Raw genomic sequence first — 17,896 nt, 5'->3', positions numbered from 1 at the left:
AATAATTCACTCCTAGTACACGCGGGCTTTGGGGGCAATGTAGGCGATGTCATTGGTCATGGTGTAGGTATGAACCGGACGGTAATCGATCGTGACCTTGCCTGACGACAGATCAAGCCACGCCAGGGTGTGCTTCATCCAGTCGTCGTCATTACGGTTCGGGAAGTCCTCACGGGCATGTGCGCCACGGCTTTCCTGACGGTTCAGGGCCGAATTGACCGTGACCACCGCCTGACCGATCAGGTTGTCATATTCCAGCGCTTCGATCAGGTCAGTGTTCCAGATCAGGCCGCGATCCTTGATGCCGATATCGCTGGAGGCCGTGAAAATTTCCGCCAGACGATTGACACCCTGTTGCAAGGTCTCACCGGTACGGAAGACAGCGGCGTCTTCCTGCATGGCGCGTTGCATCTTAAGGCGCAGATCAGCGACCGGAGTTGAACCCGATGCGGTGCGGAACTTTTCAAGGCGGGCCAGATGGGCATCAACGGCGGATTTGCCGATATCTTTGTGGGCCACACCGGGCTTAACCACTTCCTTGGCGCGCAGGCCGCAGGCGCGGCCAAACACCACAAGGTCGATCAGCGAGTTGGAACCCAGACGATTAGCGCCATGTACCGACACGCAGGCCGCTTCGCCCACAGCCATCAGGCCGGGCACAACCGAATCCGGATCGCCGTTGACCTTATTCAGGACTTCGCCGTGATAATTGGTCGGAATACCGCCCATATTGTAGTGGACGGTCGGAATGACCGGGATCGGTTCCTTGGTGACATCGACACCGGCAAAAATCTTGGCCGACTCGGATATCCCCGGCAGACGCTTATGCAGCAGGTCGGGCGGCAGGTGATCCAGATGCAGGAAGATGTGATCCTTATTGGGGCCCACGCCGCGACCTTCGCGGATTTCCATGGTCATCGAACGCGACACGACATCGCGCGACGCCAGATCCTTGGCGGACGGGGCATAACGCTCCATGAAGCGCTCACCGGCCGAGTTGGTCAGATACCCACCTTCGCCGCGTGCACCCTCGGTAATCAGGCAGCCGGAGCCATAGATGCCGGTCGGGTGAAACTGCACGAACTCAAGATCCTGCAACGGCAGGCCGGCGCGCAACACCATCGCATTACCATCACCCGTGCAGGTGTGGGCCGAGGTGGCCGAGAAGTAGGCGCGGCCATAACCGCCAGTCGCCAGAATAACCAGATGGGCGCGGAACACATGGATCGTGCCGTCATCAAGCTTAAGACAGGTCACACCACGGCACACGCCATCATCCATGATCAGATCAAGCGCGAAATATTCGATAAAGAACTCAACGTCTTCGCGCAGAGACTGACCATACAGGGTATGCAGCATGGCATGGCCGGTACGGTCAGCCGCGGCGCAGGTACGCTGCACCGGGCCTTCGCCGAAGTTCTTAGTCATGCCGCCGAACGGACGCTGATAAATCTTGCCGTCTTCGGTCCGTGAGAACGGCACGCCCCAGTGTTCCAGCTCATAGACCGCCTTGGGAGCATTGCGCACGAGGTATTCAATGGCGTCCTGATCGCCCAGCCAGTCCGACCCCTTGACGGTGTCGTACATGTGCCATTCCCACTTGTCTTCGCCCATATTGCCCAGCGAGGCGGCCACACCGCCTTGAGCGGCCACGGTGTGCGAGCGGGTCGGGAACACCTTAGTGATACAGGCGGTCTTAAGGCCCGCCTGACCGGCACCCAGTGCGGCGCGCAGGCCCGCACCACCGGCACCCACGACCACCACATCGTATTCATGTTCGATGATGTTGTAAGACTTTGTCATGGGACTTAGGACCTAACCAGCAGAAAGAGCGCATACAGGGCCGCACCGGTGACGGCGAGGCAGAACAGAAGATTAAGCAGGTTCAGGAAGCCGCGCGTGCCATCCTTACCGATATAGTCATCAACGATGACCTTGAGGCCCATAAACATGTGCCAGCCGGAAACCACAAATATCGCCGCGATCAAACCGGCATTAAGCGGGGTTTTCGCAAAAGCCAGCGCCGCATCGACGCCTTGACCGGCCAGTTGGTAACCGCTCCATACCGCCCACAGGGTCAGCGGCAGCAGGATCAGCGACGTGCCGCGTTCAGCCAGCCATTCACCCGCGCCATGCTTATGGGATTTTTTCCAGTCCTTGGCGGAGCGTTCATTCAGATAGCTATCGCTCATAACATCACCTGTACTTTGCCGGTTGAAAACAGAGCGACCCACAGGATCACGGTCAGGATAATCGCCCCCCAGAAAGTGATCGCCGCCAGAGTGTCGGCCTTTTTCGGCTCGAACATATAGCCCAGATCCCAGATCAGGTGACGAATGCCGCCAGTCAGGTGAATGAACCCGGCCAGAGATACGCCCATCCACACCACAAGGCCCAGGGGCGAAGACGCACAGGTCAGGAAGCAGGTATAGGCTTGCGGCCCCAGTGCCAGCGCCCATAGCCAGGCCACCCCCATCAGAAGTCCGGCGATTGTGGCAACACCGGTGATACGGTGCACGATCGATGCGAACATCGTCATGTGAAAGCGCCAGATTTGCAGATGGGGAGACAGCGGCCGATAGGCGGCTTTAGGAGGCGTAGGAGACTGCGTCATGGTATGGCCTTAGAGTCGCAGGAAAATCTATCCGAAATGTATGACAATTCGGTGTGGAGCTTTTGGCGGTGTTTTAGACCTTGCAAGTTATCTGTCAATGATACGCGCAAGCCTTCAAAGCGGTTTTTTGCCGGATTTGCGTATTTATCGACGAAATGTGCGATCGAGGCCCTTGGATTGACAAATTTATCGGTCTTTAATCATCTTTTAGATGAATGGGTTTTAACCAATTCTAAAAGGCGAAGGCTGATTGTCTGAAATTCAGGCAATTGATTTTGATAATTATTTTCAATTTATGGCCTAACCCGACTGAAACCACACCGCCCTCGCCGCACCCAGATGTGTGGCGTCATCTGTTAACTTTCAGTGATGAGTAAAACACGTGTTGCAGGCTATTTTTTATCTGTCTCTGGCCTTAACCGCCTCCCCCTCAGCGGACTTGGCAACTGAGGTGCTGGCACGGGCTGATGCGTCGGCGTCCGGCGCGCAAAGGCTGCAAACTTCGTCTAAAAAGGCCGAGGCCCAGAAGGCGGCAAAAAAGAAAGCCGAGACCAAGAAAACCTCATCCAAAAAATCGACCGCCAAAAAAGACGACCCAAAATCAAAGGCGAAACCCACTGAGACCGCCAAGGCCAAGCCGGTTGAAACGTCAAAGACCCCCTGGGTCATGCCGGATGCCAAGGCCAAAGCCGCCCAGCGCGCCAAACCACAGATGACGCAGGTAGTTAAGGCGACGGCACCCGCACCCGTAATTCTACCCGCTACCGTTCAAACCCCTGCCGTTCAGGCCGCGCCCCCTCAGACACCGCCCGCCACTCAGGCAGCACAGCCTGCGCCGTCTATCGCCGCGTTCGTCGCCCCGGCGCCAGTCATTGCCCCTACGTCTCCGCCCGCTGAGGCCAGCACGCCCCAGACGTCACCGCTTAATCCTCTGGCTGATATTTTGCCGCCCGAAGTCATTGCAGCAGCTCAAACAGAAGCCAGTCAGCCGGAAACAACAAAGCCCGAACCGACCGTAACACCCTTACCCACACTTAAGCCAGAGGTGGCCACCCCCGCCGCGCCCGTTCTTGCCAAGGCCGCCCCTGAAATGAAACCGGCCGTGGTCACTCCGGCCCCGACCCTGACCGCGCCGGTCGCCTCCAATATTGCCCCACCCGTTTTGCAGCCCAAAGCCGTCTTGCTACCAAAGGCCGACCTGCCGCCCGCCCGGACAGAAGCTGAGACCACACTGGCCCGTGCGGTCAAGGTCGACACCTATAGCCGCGATTACGAAGGCCCTAAGTCCGAGCGTGAACTCAGGTACGATGCTGGTATCGCTCAGGCCTTTGGCTCAAAGGTTGGTCAGATGGGTAGCCTTGAAGGGTCATGGCTGGTGTCCGGACAAGATGGAAAACGCCTGCTATCGCTGGAACTGCGCGGACGTACCGGCGGTCAGATCGATGGCGCGTGGCGCGCACTGAACAGCGGATTTGGCCTGAACCGCTCAGGGCTTGTGTCCGACGCCTCACTGAGCGACAGCAATGAACTGTCACTCAGCTATATGGAAAGAGGGGCACGCACCCCGTCGCACCTTAAGTTACAAAAAAGCGAAGACGGGCGCTGGCGCGGCACCCTGACCGATGGCACGGGCCATGCAACGCCGGTCATCATGATGCCGGATCAGTCATAAGGCTTTGCGCAAAACCGAAATCAAATCTGTCGTGTTTGCGTAAGCCTCATTTTGACCAAAGCCCCACACCGGGCCGGGCCAAGCGGGGTCTGAGCTGTTGCGACCAATGACATGAATATGCAGTTGGGCGACAATATTGCCGAGATTGGCGATATTCAGTTTTTCGACCTCAAACCCCAGATGATCCGCGGCGACGCGCACCAGCGTCTCAGCCACCCTGATGTCGTTCATCACATCCATAGTTTGCGCGTCGGATAGCTCGGTCAGTTCCCTGAAATCCGCAATCGTCGGCACCAGCACCAGCCACGGAAAACGAGCATCGTTTTGCAGTCTCACCTGACACAGGCCCAAATGTGCAATGAAGTATGACGACGCTTCGATCCGATCATCAAGCGCAAACCCGTCATCAAGGCGATAATCACAGTCAAGGCAGGGCACATTAGCGGTTTCGGGGGCGGTCATGGGCAAGGCTCCTTTTGCGTTCCTGTGCCAGATTTGCCGACATATTGCATCACATAAAGCCCGCCCCACATCAAAGACTTGCGAAAGGGTCTTAAGAGGATTAAGGCATCGCCATTACAAAAGAGATGCCGCACTGCAAAGAGGAGTTCCCATGGCGCGCGCGAAGATTGCTTTGATTGGTTCGGGTATGATCGGTGGGACACTGGCCCACATCGCGGCCCGCGAAGAACTGGGCGATGTCGTCCTGTTCGACATTACCGAAGGCGTGCCGCAGGGCAAGGCGCTTGATATTGCCGAAGCGACTGCCGTTTTCGGTTCGGACGTCGCCCTCAAAGGCGCCAATGACTATGCCGACATCGCTGATGCCGACGTCTGCATCGTGACCGCCGGTGTACCGCGCAAGCCCGGCATGAGCCGTGATGACCTGTTGGGCATCAACCTCAAGGTCATGAAGGCCGTGGGTGAAGGCATCAAGAAATATGCCCCGAACGCATTCGTGATCTGCATCACAAATCCTTTGGATGCGATGGTATGGGCGCTGCAAAAGTTTTCGGGTCTGCCGGTCGAAAAGGTCGTCGGCATGGCCGGCGTTCTGGATTCGGCGCGCTTTGCCTACTTCCTCGCTGAAAAGACCGGCATCTCGGTTGAAGACATCCACGCCTGGACCTTGGGTGGTCATGGCGATGACATGGTGCCGATGGTGCGCCATTCGACCGTTGGCGGTCTGCCTCTGCCGGAACTGGTCGCTCAGGGCTTCCTGACGCAAGACGAGCTTGATGCCATTGTGAAGCGTACCCGTGGCGGTGGCGGCGAAATCGTGGCCCTGCTCAAGACCGGCTCGGCCTTCTATGCCCCGGCTGAATCCGGCATTGCCATGGCCAAGTCCTACCTGTCGGATAAGAAACGCGTCCTGCCGGTCGCCGCTTTCCTGAACGGCGAATATGGCCTGTCGGGTCTTTATGTCGGCGTTCCGGCGGTTATCGGCAAGGACGGCGTTGAAAAGGTCATCGAGTTCTCGACCAATGAGGACGAGAAAGCCATGTTCAAGAAGTCGGTTGAAAGCGTTCAGGGTCTGATCGCCGCCTGTAAGGAAATCGATCCCAGCCTTGCCTAAATGAGATCACTCAAAAGTTTTGCGTTACACGCAAATACATTTTGAGTGGATTTAAGAAAATTTTTGAGGCCAAAATCGCAAGGTTTTGGCCTCAATTTTTGGACACAGCAATGACCCTACCCCTGACCTCGCCGCTGGGCCCGACGATAGAGACGCAGCGCCTGATTTTGCGCCCGCCTGTGACTGAGGATTTTGACGCTTTTTGCGCGTTTCATGCCGATGCGGATGCCATGAAGTTTATCGGCGGCGCGGTTTCACCGGCCTTGGTCTGGCGTATTATGCGCGTCCTTGCCGGGGCCTGGGCGCTGGACGGATTTCATATGTTCAGCGTCATTGAAAAATCATCGGGCCAATGGATCGGCCGGATCGGGCCGCTGTATCCGCACGGCTGGCCTGACCGCGAAGTCGGCTGGGGCATCATGTCGTCGGCACAGGGTAAGGGCTATGCCAAAGAAGCCGCGACCGCCTGCATCGACTATGTGTTCGATGTGCTGGGCTGGGATCACGTTGTCCATACCATAGCACCGGATAACCATGCCTCCGCCAATCTGGCCAAGGCTTTGGGTTCCTATAATCAGGGACCGGGAAAACTGCCCGACCCTTACGCTAATGAGCCTGTCAATATCTGGGGTCAGACGCGCGACGAATGGAAGCAGCGTAAAGGCCAATAGCTTTCCTTATTGACGAAGCCAGATCACCGGCGCACGGTTTAAGCGCATTCCGAAAAGTGTGAAGCGGTTTTCGGATATAAATGCGCGTCAAAGTAAAAGACTAAAACAGGAGCGCCCCCATGATCGACACCCCCGTCATTGTCCACACCCATCGCCAGCCAACGGCGGTCATTCACCTGACCATACCGCGCGATCAGATTCAGGTGGTTATGGGCCCTGCCATTCAGGAAGTCATGGGCGTGGTCGGCGCCGAAGGGATAATCCCACAGGACGCCCTGTTTGCCTATCACCTCACCATGTCGCCGGATGTGTTCGATTTCGAAGTTGGTGTGCCGGTGGCCGAGCTGATCGCCCCGAATGGCCGGGTTATCCCGTCGCACCTGCCGGCCGCCAAGGCCGCACGCACCGTCTATCATGGCCCTTATGAAGGTCTGGCCGAGGCGTGGGGGAAGTTTGATCAGTGGGTGGCCGATAATGGTTATGAGCCCGTTGGCGATCTGTGGGAAGTCTATCAGGCCGGGCCGGAAACCGGTGACGACAGCTCAAAATGGCGCACTGAACTTAACCGCCCGGTAAAATAAATCGCATAACCACAATTTCTGAATTGACTTGGTGTGTCGCAGGCTTTATTTAACCAATCAGTTAATAATGAGTATTGCCGATGTCTCCGGAAGTTCCCGACCGCCTGTCGCTGACACTGAACGCTCTGGCCGATCCGACCCGGCGAGCCATATTGGCGCGACTGTCTCTGGGCGAAACCTCAGTCAACGAACTGGCTGAACCGTTTGAGATGAGCCTGCCCGCGGTCTCGAAGCACCTTAAGGTGCTTGAGCGGGCCGGTCTGATCAGCCGCAGCCGCACGGCTCAGTGGCGGCCGTGCAAGCTGGAGCCGGAGCCGTTGAAGGAGGTCGATATGTGGCTCAGGGACTATCGCAAGATGTGGGAGCAGCGCCTCGACCGGCTGGAGGCCTATCTCAAGGAACTACAGGCCAAAGAGACACAGGCGCAATCGGCAAAACCAAAAGACGACAATACCAAAGACGGAGAGATAAAATGAGTGCAGCTCTGAAAAACGACCTGATGTTGGGTTTCGAGGTCAGCTTTCCGTCCGAAATCGAAATCGTCATGACCCGCAGCTTTGCCGCCCCTCGTGCGCTGGTGTACCGGCTGTGGTCAGAGCCTGAGCATGTTCAGAAATGGTGGGGGCCTGCCGGGTTTGTGAACCTTAATGTCGAAATGGATTTTCGCATCGGCGGGCGCTTTCACATCGATATGCGCGCCCCGGATGGTGTCGTCTATCCATGCGAAGGCACCTATCAGGACATCGTGCCGGATGAACGCATTGTCTATGAAGGCGCACCCCACATAGAACATCCCTGTGGTGCGGGCCTGCCACCCAAGGCCACGGTTTTCATTACCTTTAAGGATGAAGCTCAGCGCGATGGAACTATAGGCACAAAGCTGGTGATCCATAGCCGGATGATCAGCGCGAAGCAGCGTGAGGACGCCATTGCCGGTGGCTTTGCGGGGGGGTGGGCCGACAGCTTTGAACGGCTGGCGGATGAGCTTACCCGATTGCCGCGCTTTGAAATCGTCACCACTCACCGTATTGAAGCGTCGCCGGCTGAATTGTTTGCCCTGTTTGCTGACCCGGCGCACCTTAAGGAATGGTGGGGGCCGGATGGCTTCACGAACACTATCCCGGAGTTCGAATTCGTTGAGGGCGGTGCGTTCCGCATTATCATGCACGGCCCGGATGGCCGCGATCATGACAATCACAAGCGCTTTGTCGAAATCGTTGAAAACGAGCGCATCGTCTTTGACCATTATCAGCCGTCTCACCAGTTCCGCATGACCATCGAATATGTTGGCAATGGTGATCATACTGACATGATCTGGCGCATGGATTTCGCACCCTCTGAGCATGAGGCCATGCTCAAGGCCTTTATCCCACAGGCCAATGACCAGAACTGTGAGCGGCTCATGGCCTATCACGCCGCCCTTAAAACCCAGTAATCCCGAACCCTCATAAAGGAGCGATCATTATGCGTATCGAAGTCCACCTGAGTTTCAACGGCAATTGCGCCGAAGCGTTCGCGTTCTATAAATCCATTCTGGGCGGGGAGTTGTTCCTGTTCAAATACGAAGACGCCCCTGCCGATGCTGGCGGTAGTGATCCCTCATTGAAAGACCGCATCATGCACGCAACGCTGAATGTCGGTGAGACATCCTTCATGGGGGCCGATGCCCCACCGCAGTGGGCCAGCACACCCCAAGGGTTCTGCGCCTCAATAGGAGTCGAGACGGTCGAGGACGCCAAGCGCATCTGGGAGGGCCTGTCCGCGGGCGCCAAAGCCATACACATGCCGCTGGCGCCCACCTTCTGGTCGCCCATGTTCGGCATGCTGATCGACAAATATGATCAGCCGTGGATGATCAATGCCGCCGCCCCTGAAGGCTATATGGCTTAGGTCACACCTTTAAAATCTGCGCGTTTTTCACCGGCCTAACCGCCGGGGGGAGTTTTGCGCCCTCAATTCGCCCGCATTTGGGCACTGAAATCTTACAATTCTAACGATAAGGCATAATCTCATGACCACTGCCACCGACGACCGCGAACTGGTTATTACCCGCACACTGGATGCCCCGCGCCATCTGGTCTGGCGCTGCTGGACCGAGCCGGAACTGCTGGCTCAGTGGTACTGCCCCAAGCCCTGGTATGTCGATCAGGTGGTCTGGGATTTACGACCCGGGGGCCGGTCAGCCTGTGTCATGCACGGCCCTGATGGTGAGGCCATGCCTCAGGAAGGCGTGTTCCTTGAAGTTGTCGATCAGGAAAAAATCGTCTCAACCGACGCTTTCACAGTCGGTTGGGTGCCCTCACCCGACCCGTTTATGACCGCCATTGTCACTTTTGAGGATGCCCCCGACGGCAAGACGCTTTATGTCGCCCGCGCCCGCCATTGGTCACCTGAGAAAAAACAGCAGCACGAACAAATGGGCTTTCATGAGGGTTGGGGGGCCGCCGCCGACCAACTTGAGGCTTTAGCCAAGTCTCTCTGACATAAGGAAACGCTGATGATGAAATATAGCCCCATGTTGTTCGGATTTTTGGCACTGATCGCCTGCTCTCCCAAGCCCGGCGATGCCCCGCCCCCGCAACCGGCCACTCTGCCATCGGATATCGAAAAGATCGCCTCAACCGAAGCGCCCGCCGGCGATTATAAACTGGATAAATCCCACGCCAGTTTGACGTTTAAGGTCAACCACACCGGCTTTTCCAACTATACGGCGCAGTTCAAATCCTTTGACGCCAATCTGAAACTCGATCCGAATGCGCCAGAGACCGCCTCGGTCAACGCCACAGTCGATGTCAAATCGCTGGATATACCGACCCCGCCCGAAGGATTCCTGAATACTCTGCTGGGGCCCGTCTGGTTTGATACGGCCAAGTTTCCGCAGATCAGCTTTCGCTCTACCAAGGTCGATATGACGGGCCCTGATACGGCCAAGATCGACGGCGACCTGACCCTGAAAGGTGTGACCAAACCGATCACGCTGGAGGCCAAATTCAACGGTGGTTATGCCGGTTTTGCCCCCTATGACCCAGCAGCCCGCATCGGGTTTTCAGCCAAAGGGAAAATCAAGCGCTCTGACTTTGGCATGACCTACGGCATACCCGAACCCGGCACGACTATGGGCGTCGGCGATGAGGTCGAGATTGCCTTAGAGGCTGAATTTACCGGCCCGCCTCTGGAAGCGGCTGCATCTTCAGCCACGGCCACACCGGCGAGCTAAAGCATGACCCGTTCAGCAAATCATCACCTTATCACCATTGAACGCGATCTGGCCTTTAGCCCTGCTGTAGTCTTTAAAGCCTGGGCCGATCCCGCCGCCAAAGCCAAATGGTTCAGCGGGCCACCCGACTGGGAGGCCGAGCCCCATCAACTCGATTTCCGCGTCGGCGGCCGTGAGACCTCCGCGGGCGGCCCCAAGGATGGGCCGTCGCACCGCATGGAGGCCGTCTATCACGACATCGTGCCGGATCAACGCATCATTTCCAGCTTTTCCATGTATCTGGATACGGCCCTGATTACCGTCTCGCTGGCGACGATCGAGTTCAAACCCTCGGCCAAGGGCACAAAGCTGATCCTCAATGAGCAGATCGTGTTTCTTGACGGCTCGGATCATCTGGACGACCGCATCCACGGCACCAATGCCATGATCGACATGATGGAAGCCTATTTAAGCGGAACGCACTGATTACAACCAGCCGTCAGTTTTCAGCGCTTTCTGAAAGCTGCGGCTGACGGGTGCGCTCACCTGCCCTTTCAGGCGGAAGGTGACGCGCCCCCCCTCTTTGGACACATCCTCAATGGCGTCCTTGGCGACCCACCACGACCGGTGGGTTTGAGAACCTTCGATGCCGTCTAACTCACGGATCGCATCATAAAGCCGCATCAGGATCAGGGTCTGGCCCGCACTGGTGTGTACCCGCAGGTAATGATCCTCCGCCGACAGGGCATAGAGGTCGGCGCTGCGAAATTTGAACGGCAGGCGCTGGCGAAATACATTTGCATCCAAGGCCACCACCTCTGTGACAGCATGAGCATGGCTCTGCATCGGGGTGCGGTTGGCCATACAATACAGCGTCGTCATGGCCACACAAATCGGCGCCACTGCACCTAAAAGATGGGGCAGATACTTAAGGGGAAGCGGTACGCCGTTAATAACGATATTAGCGACCCATACCATAGCCGTTATGGGGACGATAATCAGCACCAAATGGATTACAATACGCAGCCCGTTTGAACCACGACCGGGTATGATGCGATCCATTAAAAAGCTGACGCCGTGGGCAATGAATGTCCCGCCGATCATCAGGCTGGCCCAGTAAAGAAACCGTGCCGGCAGGTCGAATACATCCGTGCCTGACGCGGCAATCGCCGTCAGGAACAGAGCCATGCCAATCGCGATACCATAGGTCTTCGCCCACGGCATCAACGCCTCAGTTATTCGCGAAGCGCGAACGGCAGTGGCTGGCATTTCACGTATGTCACCGGCGGTTTCGCGCATAGGGGCGGGCATCCTGAAAAACTCTCTGACAGATTTAGCGCCATTGGATCACCCCCGTCAAAGGAGAACCGCCTGTGGTTCGCAAACTTCTGCTGCAATTCATTCTGCCAACACTTTTGTCCGTCGGCATTATTTATCTGGCCTTGCAATCAATGGATGCCAATGTGCGCGCCAGCATGATATCTGCGGCTGAAAATTTCACGCCCCACGCCCCGAACTGGGCACTGATTATGCTTCAGCCGACGGCGATCCAAATCCATATTGCCGCCGCAGCCTCTGCCTTTGTGGTCGGGCTCATTCAGTTTTTAGGCCCGAAAGGTAAAACGCCGCACCGCATACTGGGCTGGATCTGGGTTGGGCTGATGCTGACCACAGCTATATCCAGCTTTTTTATTCGGGAAATCAATCAGGGCAGCTTTAGCCTGATTCATCTGCTGTCCGGCTGGACCGCCGTGTCAGCCCCCATGATCATTTATGCGGCCCGGAAGGGTAATATTAAAAACCACAGAAATTCAGCGATCAGCCTGTTTATGGGTGGACTGATCATAGCCGGGGCGCTGACCTTTATGCCAGGACGACTGATGTGGCGGGTCTTTTTCGGATAGAGAAGCGTGATGGTAGCGCTAAAATAATATATGATATACATTTTGCGCAAGCGTTATGACAGCGCTTACCATTCAACCTAAGGCTTGATTTATATGATATAGGGCCAGTAAATTTGGCTTTGCGATTGCAAAATAGGTGCATTTGAGCGGTTGCACATAAGGCTTTGGGACTTTATAAGGCGGCTTGGTCGCGGGACGGACAATGAGGTTCGCCCTCTCTGCCGTTCGCCAAGGGGCGTCCGCCCCCAAAATTTCCCAAGCTTTCCCCAAGCTTTCACAAAGCACAGACGGGTTCCATGAACATTCACGAACACCAAGCCAAGGCCGTACTGAAAGAGTTCGGCGTTGCCGTTCCGCGCGGCTATCCCGCGTTTTCCCCCAAGGAGGCCCTTGAGGCCGCCAAGAACCTGAAAGACGACTCCACCAAGGTGTGGGTGGTCAAGTCGCAGATCCACGCCGGTGGCCGCGGCAAGGGTAAGTTTGAAGGCTTGGGCGCCGATGCCAAGGGCGGCGTGCGCGTCGTCAAGTCTCCGGCTGAAGTCGAAGCCAATGCCGATGAAATGCTGGGCCGCGTGCTTGTAACGCACCAGACCGGCCCCGCCGGCAAGCAAGTCAACCGCCTCTATATCGAAGAAGGCGCGGACATCAAAAAAGAGCTTTATCTGTCGCTGCTGGTTGACCGCGTCACCTCGCGCGTGTCGATCGTCGCCTCGACCGAAGGCGGCATGGACATCGAAGAAGTCGCCCACTCGACCCCTGAGAAGATCCACTCTTTCACCATCGATCCGGCCACCGGTGTCTTCCCGACCCACGGCCGCACCCTCGCCGCCGCTCTGGGCCTCAAAGGCGATCTGGCGAAGCAAGGCTTCAAACTGCTTCAGCAACTGTACGCGGCGTTCAACGCCAAGGACATGGACATGCTGGAAATCAACCCCCTGATCATCACCGGCGACGACCAGCTTCTGGTTCTGGACGCCAAGGTGTCGTTCGATTCCAACTCCCTGTTCCGTCATCCGGACATTCAGGCCCTGCGCGACCTGACCGAGGAAGACCCCAAGGAAATCGAAGCCTCCAAGTTCGACCTGAGCTACATCGCCCTTGATGGCGAAATCGGCTGCATGGTCAATGGTGCGGGTCTGGCTATGGCCACGCTCGACATCATCAAGCTTTATGGCTCTGAGCCTGCCAACTTCCTCGATGTCGGCGGCGGCGCCACGACCGAAAAAGTGACCGCAGCGTTCAAGATCATCACCTCCGACCCCAAGGTCAAAGGCATTCTGGTCAACATCTTTGGTGGCATTATGAAGTGCGACATCATCGCGACCGGTGTGATCACCGCCGTGAAGGAAGTCGGCCTTAAGGTTCCACTGGTAGTGCGCTTAGAGGGCACCAATGTTGAACTGGGCAAGAAAATCATCAATGAAAGCGGCCTGAATGTTATCGCCGCCGACGATCTGGCCGATGCGGCCGCCAAGATCGTCAAGGCAGTGAAGGGCTAAGGTTTAGACATGTCAATCCTGATCAACAAAGACACCAAGATCATCACGCAGGGCTTCACCGGCGCGCAAGGCACCTTCCACTCCGAGCAGGCCATTGCCTATTACGGCACCAAGGTCGTCGGCGGCGTGACACCGGGTAAGGGCGGCACGACCCACATCGGCCTGCCGGTGTTCGACTCGGTTGCCGAAGCCAAGGACCGCACGGGCGCTACGGCCTCGGCCATCTACGTCCCGCCGCCCTTCGCGGCTGACGCTATCCTTGAGGCTATTGAGGCAGAAATCCCGCTGATCGTCGCCATCACCGAAGGTATTCCGGTTCTGGACATGGTTAAGGTCAAGCGCGCCCTCTCAGGGTCAAAGTCGCGCCTGATCGGCCCGAACTGCCCCGGCGTCCTGACCCCGAACGAGTGCAAGATCGGCATCATGCCGGGCAACATCTTCTCCAAGGGCTCGGTCGGCGTGGTTTCACGTTCCGGCACCCTGACCTATGAAGCCGTGTTCCAGACCACCAATGCCGGTCTCGGTCAAACGACGGCTGTCGGCATCGGCGGCGATCCCGTCAAGGGCACCGAGTTCATCGACATGCTGGAAATGTTCCTCGCGGATGATGAAACCAAGTCAATCATCATGATCGGTGAAATCGGCGGCTCTGCCGAAGAAGACGCCGCTCAGTTCCTGATCGACGAAGCCAAGCGCGGCCGTAAAAAGCCGATGGCGGGCTTCATCGCCGGCCGCACGGCCCCTCCGGGCCGCCGCATGGGCCATGCCGGGGCGATCATCTCCGGCGGCAAGGGCGGCGCGGAAGACAAGATTGCGGCGATGGAAGCGGCGGGCATCAAGGTGTCGCCGTCTCCGGCAGCCTTGGGTGAGACGCTTCTGTCAGTGCTTAAGCGTTAATCAACACCCTTAAATTATTCAGAAAAGGCGGTTCTTTACAGGGCCGCCTTTTTTGTGGGCGAAAGCCATTTTCAGACACGAATATCCGGTCACAAACCGAAATGAAAAATTTTGTCTGACAAATTGATTCACCCGTTTTTGGCGGTTCTCAACCGTCAAAAAAAAGAGTATGCGTAACTTAAGCCTGCGAATGGTCGCAGTGCGTCTATTGCCTAGTGATCAAGGCAGGCGGTGTCGTCATTGGCCGCCTTAACCGAAACATGAAAGGGAAGCGGTGTCGTAGTTGGCCGCTTCAGCAGGTAACCTCATGGCGGATGATTCCGGCCGACTAAATCAGGTGTTCGCAGAAACCTCGTTTCTGTATGGCGGCAATGCCGTTTTTATCGAACAAATTCAGGAAAAATGGGCCAAAGACCCCAATTCCGTATCTCCCGCCTGGCGGGCTTTTTTCGATCAGTTGATGGACCAGCCTTCGGTCGTCGCGGATAACGCCGACGCCGGATCATGGGCGCGCGATATTCCCGCCGTCCGTGATGAGCTGACCTCGGCCATGGACGGGCTGTGGCCTGCGGTCGAAGCCAAGGCCGCCAAGATGCCGGAAAAGGCTGCCGCCACCGTGACCGGCACTGCCGCCCCGTCACCGGAAGCCCTGCGCGCCGCGGCGCGCGACTCCGTGCGCGCCCTGATGCTGATCCGCGCCTACCGTATCCGCGGGCACCTGCAATCGAACCTCGATCCGCTCGGCATTTCGCCCAAGGGCACCAACCCTGAGCTGGAACCCTCGCACTGGGGCTTTACCGATGCTGACCTGAACCGTCCGATCTTTATCGACGGCGTTCTGGGTCTGGAAACGGCGACCCTTACTGAAATCCTGACCATCCTTAAGCGCACCTATTGCTCGAACGTCGGTGTGCAGTACATGCACATCGCCGATCCGGCTGAAAAAGCCTGGATTCAGGAGCGTATCGAAGGGCGCGACAAGGAAATCACCTTCACCAAGGAAGGCAAGATCGCCATCCTGAAGAAGCTGATCGAAACCGAAGGCTTTGAACGCTTCATCCACCGCCGTTTCCCCGGCACCAAGCGCTTCGGCCTTGATGGCGGTGAAGCCATGATCCCGGCGCTGGAGCAGATCATCAAACGCGGCGGCGCGCTCGGCATGAAGGACATCATCTTCGGCATGGCCCACCGTGGCCGCCTGAACGTGCTGGCTGGCGTGATGGGCAAGCCCTATAAGGCGATCTTCCACGAATTCCAGGGCGGGTCTTCCCTGCCATCGGACATCGAAGGTTCCGGTGACGTGAAATACCACATGGGCGCGTCGTCTGACCGCGCTTTTGACGGTAACAATGTCCACCTGTCGCTGACCGCCAACCCGTCGCACCTTGAAATCGTCAACCCGGTCGTTCTGGGTAAGGCCCGCGCCAAGCAATATTACCAGATCAAGGAAAAGAACGACGGCACACTCGATCGTTCGGGCGCCCTGCCGCTGCTGATCCACGGCGATGCTGCCTTTGCCGGTCAGGGCGTGGGCATGGAATGTTTCGCGCTGATGGGCCTTAAGGGCTATAAGACCGGCGGCACGATCCATTTCATCATCAATAACCAGATCGGCTTTACCACCTCGCCGCACAATTCGCGCTCGACACCATACCCGTCGGACGTGGCCCTGATGGTGGCGGCTCCGATCCTGCACGTCAATGGTGACGATCCCGAAGCCGTGGTGTTTGCCGCGAAACTGGCGACCGAGTTCCGTCAGACCTTCGCCAAGGACGTGGTGGTTGATATGTTCTGCTATCGCCGCTTCGGTCACAACGAAGGCGACGATCCGACCTTCACCCAGCCGCTGATGTACGCCAAGATCAAGGATCATCCGTCCACGCGTGAGCTTTATTCGCAGCGCCTGATCGCTGAGGGCGTGCTTAATCAGGCCGAACTGGACGGCTTCATCAAAGACTTCGATACCTTCCTCGATTCCGAATTCGATGCCGGCAAGGCCTATAAGGCCTCCAAGGCCGACTGGCTGGACGGCAAGTGGTCGGGTCTTGGCCTGCCCGAAGAAGATGAGCGTCGCGGCACCACCTCTGTACCCCGCGCCAAGCTCAACGAAATCGGTCGCAAGATCACTGAAATCCCGAACCACGTCGATATGCACAAAACGCTGAAGCGCGTCATTGATGCCCGTCGCGCAGCCATCGATTCCGGTGAAAATATCGACTGGGCACTGGCCGAGCACCTGGCCTATGGCTCGCTGCTTGATGAGGGTTTCCCCGTCCGCCTTTCCGGTCAGGACTCGGTGCGTGGTACCTTCTCACAACGTCACTCGGCCTTCGTTGATCAGACCACGGAAGAACGCTACTTCCCGCTCAATAACCTGCGCGAAGGTCAGGCTCAGTACGAAGTGATCGACTCGGCCCTGTCCGAAGAAGCCGTACTCGGTTTTGAATATGGCTATTCACTGGCCGATCCGAACACCCTCACCCTGTGGGAAGGCCAGTTCGGCGACTTCGTCAACGGCGCTCAAGTGGTGATTGACCAGTTCATCTCATCGGGTGAGCGTAAGTGGCTGCGGATGTCGGGCCTTGTGATGCTTCTGCCGCACGGCTACGAAGGTCAGGGTCCGGAACATTCGTCCGCACGCCTTGAACGCTTCCTGCAAGCCTGCGCCGAAGACAATATGCAGGTCGCCAACTGTACGACCCCGGCCAACTACTTCCACATCCTGCGCCGTCAGATCCACCGCCCGTTCCGTAAGCCGTTGATCATTATGACGCCGAAGTCGCTTCTGCGTCATAAGAAGGCGGTATCTACCCTGGCGGATATCTCTGAGGGTTCAAGCTTCCACCGCGTCCTGCACGACGACGCCCAGACCCGTCCGGAAGTGGCCGGTGTTAAACTGGTCGCCGACGACAAGATCCGTCGCATCGTCCTATGTTCGGGTAAGGTCTATTACGACCTGCTCGAAGACCGCGAAAAGAAGGGCATCAAGGACGTCTATCTGATGCGTCTTGAGCAGTTCTATCCGTGGCCGATGAAATCGCTGCTGACGGAACTGGGCCGCTTCAAGAACGCCGAACTGGTGTGGTGTCAGGAAGAACCGAAAAACATGGGCGGCTGGACGTTTGTCGAGCCGTGGCTGGAACTGACGCTCGATAAGCTGAAGATTAAGGCCAAGCGCGCCCGTTATGTCGGTCGTCCGGCCTCAGCCTCGACTGCCGCCGGTGTCATGAGCCGCCACCTCAAAGAGCTTGAAACCTTTCTCAATGAGGCGTTCGCGTAAGCGCGA

At 57.3% G+C, this 17,896-nt stretch carries 19 protein-coding genes; 14 read left to right on the top strand and 5 right to left on the bottom strand.

What is annotated here, in order from left to right; all coding sequences use genetic code 11:
- Positions 1-12: 12 nt before the first annotated feature.
- From sdhA to sdhC, 3 genes are read right to left on the bottom strand one after another with little or no spacing between them, the layout of a single operon-like run.
- Positions 13-1,803: a succinate dehydrogenase flavoprotein subunit gene (gene sdhA / locus PQU98_RS12225; protein WP_272745218.1), complete on the bottom strand. Its 1,791-nt coding sequence runs from the start codon at positions 1,801-1,803 to the stop codon at positions 13-15.
- Positions 1,804-1,808: 5 nt separating this feature from the next.
- The gene (sdhD, locus tag PQU98_RS12220) at positions 1,809-2,192 is read right to left on the bottom strand and encodes a succinate dehydrogenase, hydrophobic membrane anchor protein (RefSeq protein WP_272745217.1); all 384 of its coding nucleotides are present in this window, start codon (positions 2,190-2,192) and stop codon (positions 1,809-1,811) included.
- Positions 2,189-2,614 carry a succinate dehydrogenase, cytochrome b556 subunit gene (gene sdhC / locus PQU98_RS12215; protein ID WP_272745216.1) on the bottom strand — a complete coding sequence of 142 codons (426 nt, stop codon included), beginning with the start codon at positions 2,612-2,614 and terminating at the stop codon, positions 2,189-2,191. The genes sdhD and sdhC overlap by 4 nt, the downstream gene beginning before the upstream one ends.
- Positions 2,615-2,996: 382 nt before the next feature.
- Between sdhC and PQU98_RS12210 the strand changes: the two genes are divergently transcribed.
- A complete protein-coding gene (locus PQU98_RS12210; RefSeq protein ID WP_272745215.1) occupies positions 2,997-4,286 on the top strand; it encodes a hypothetical protein in 1,290 nt (429 codons plus the stop codon).
- On the opposite strand, the gene PQU98_RS12205 is transcribed toward PQU98_RS12210, so the two are convergent.
- Positions 4,281-4,748, bottom strand: coding sequence for an HIT domain-containing protein (locus PQU98_RS12205; RefSeq protein ID WP_272745214.1), 468 nt, complete (start codon positions 4,746-4,748; stop codon positions 4,281-4,283). The genes PQU98_RS12210 and PQU98_RS12205 overlap by 6 nt on opposite strands.
- 151 nt (positions 4,749-4,899) lie before the next feature.
- On the opposite strand from PQU98_RS12205, the gene mdh reads away from it, so the two are divergent.
- The 9 genes from mdh to PQU98_RS12160 all read left to right on the top strand — a co-directional run bounded on the left by mdh (position 4,900) and on the right by PQU98_RS12160 (position 10,796).
- Positions 4,900-5,862 carry a malate dehydrogenase gene (mdh, locus tag PQU98_RS12200; RefSeq protein WP_189484782.1) on the top strand — a complete coding sequence of 321 codons (963 nt, stop codon included), beginning with the start codon at positions 4,900-4,902 and terminating at the stop codon, positions 5,860-5,862.
- Positions 5,863-5,972: 110 nt separating this feature from the next.
- Complete coding sequence (locus PQU98_RS12195; RefSeq protein WP_272745213.1) at positions 5,973-6,533, top strand: GNAT family N-acetyltransferase; 561 nt, start codon at positions 5,973-5,975, stop codon at positions 6,531-6,533.
- Positions 6,534-6,652: 119 nt separating this feature from the next.
- Positions 6,653-7,114, top strand: coding sequence for a GyrI-like domain-containing protein (locus tag PQU98_RS12190; RefSeq protein WP_272745212.1), 462 nt, complete (start codon positions 6,653-6,655; stop codon positions 7,112-7,114).
- 80 nt (positions 7,115-7,194) lie between these two features.
- Positions 7,195-7,590 carry an ArsR/SmtB family transcription factor gene (locus PQU98_RS12185; protein ID WP_272745211.1) on the top strand — a complete coding sequence of 132 codons (396 nt, stop codon included), beginning with the start codon at positions 7,195-7,197 and terminating at the stop codon, positions 7,588-7,590.
- Positions 7,587-8,549: an SRPBCC family protein gene (locus PQU98_RS12180; RefSeq protein ID WP_272745210.1), complete on the top strand. Its 963-nt coding sequence runs from the start codon at positions 7,587-7,589 to the stop codon at positions 8,547-8,549. The genes PQU98_RS12185 and PQU98_RS12180 overlap by 4 nt, the downstream gene beginning before the upstream one ends.
- Positions 8,550-8,578: 29 nt before the next feature.
- Positions 8,579-9,004 carry a VOC family protein gene (locus PQU98_RS12175; protein WP_272745209.1) on the top strand — a complete coding sequence of 142 codons (426 nt, stop codon included), beginning with the start codon at positions 8,579-8,581 and terminating at the stop codon, positions 9,002-9,004.
- A 121-nt stretch (positions 9,005-9,125) separates the two neighbouring features.
- The gene (locus PQU98_RS12170) at positions 9,126-9,596 is read left to right on the top strand and encodes an SRPBCC family protein (RefSeq protein WP_272745208.1); all 471 of its coding nucleotides are present in this window, start codon (positions 9,126-9,128) and stop codon (positions 9,594-9,596) included.
- Positions 9,597-9,611: 15 nt separating this feature from the next.
- Positions 9,612-10,331, top strand: a complete 720-nt coding sequence (locus tag PQU98_RS12165; RefSeq protein ID WP_272745207.1) for a YceI family protein — start codon at positions 9,612-9,614, stop codon at positions 10,329-10,331.
- Positions 10,332-10,334: 3 nt separating this feature from the next.
- Complete coding sequence (locus PQU98_RS12160; protein WP_272745206.1) at positions 10,335-10,796, top strand: SRPBCC family protein; 462 nt, start codon at positions 10,335-10,337, stop codon at positions 10,794-10,796.
- On the opposite strand, the gene PQU98_RS12155 is transcribed toward PQU98_RS12160, so the two are convergent.
- Complete coding sequence (locus PQU98_RS12155) at positions 10,797-11,621, bottom strand: LytTR family DNA-binding domain-containing protein (RefSeq protein ID WP_272745205.1); 825 nt, start codon at positions 11,619-11,621, stop codon at positions 10,797-10,799. It lies immediately after the preceding gene.
- A gap of 62 nt (positions 11,622-11,683) precedes the next feature.
- Between PQU98_RS12155 and PQU98_RS12150 the strand changes: the two genes are divergently transcribed.
- The 4 genes from PQU98_RS12150 (at position 11,684) to PQU98_RS12135 (ending at position 17,890) form a co-directional block, all read left to right on the top strand.
- Entirely contained in the window at positions 11,684-12,214 is a 531-nt protein-coding gene (locus PQU98_RS12150) for a DUF2306 domain-containing protein (protein WP_272745204.1), read from the top strand.
- 296 nt (positions 12,215-12,510) lie between these two features.
- Positions 12,511-13,713 carry an ADP-forming succinate--CoA ligase subunit beta gene (sucC, locus tag PQU98_RS12145; RefSeq protein WP_272745203.1) on the top strand — a complete coding sequence of 401 codons (1,203 nt, stop codon included), beginning with the start codon at positions 12,511-12,513 and terminating at the stop codon, positions 13,711-13,713.
- 9 nt (positions 13,714-13,722) lie between these two features.
- Complete coding sequence (sucD, locus tag PQU98_RS12140; RefSeq protein WP_272745202.1) at positions 13,723-14,610, top strand: succinate--CoA ligase subunit alpha; 888 nt, start codon at positions 13,723-13,725, stop codon at positions 14,608-14,610.
- Between the two features lie 307 nt (positions 14,611-14,917).
- Entirely contained in the window at positions 14,918-17,890 is a 2,973-nt protein-coding gene (locus tag PQU98_RS12135) for a 2-oxoglutarate dehydrogenase E1 component (RefSeq protein WP_272745201.1), read from the top strand.
- Positions 17,891-17,896: the final 6 nt, after the last annotated feature.

The sequence above is a fragment of the Asticcacaulis machinosus genome (assembly GCF_028550435.1).
GTDB classification, from domain to species: domain Bacteria; phylum Pseudomonadota; class Alphaproteobacteria; order Caulobacterales; family Caulobacteraceae; genus Asticcacaulis; species Asticcacaulis machinosus.
The sequence above is the reverse complement of the archived record's forward strand: the minus strand, read 5'-3'. Positions and strand labels throughout refer to the sequence as shown.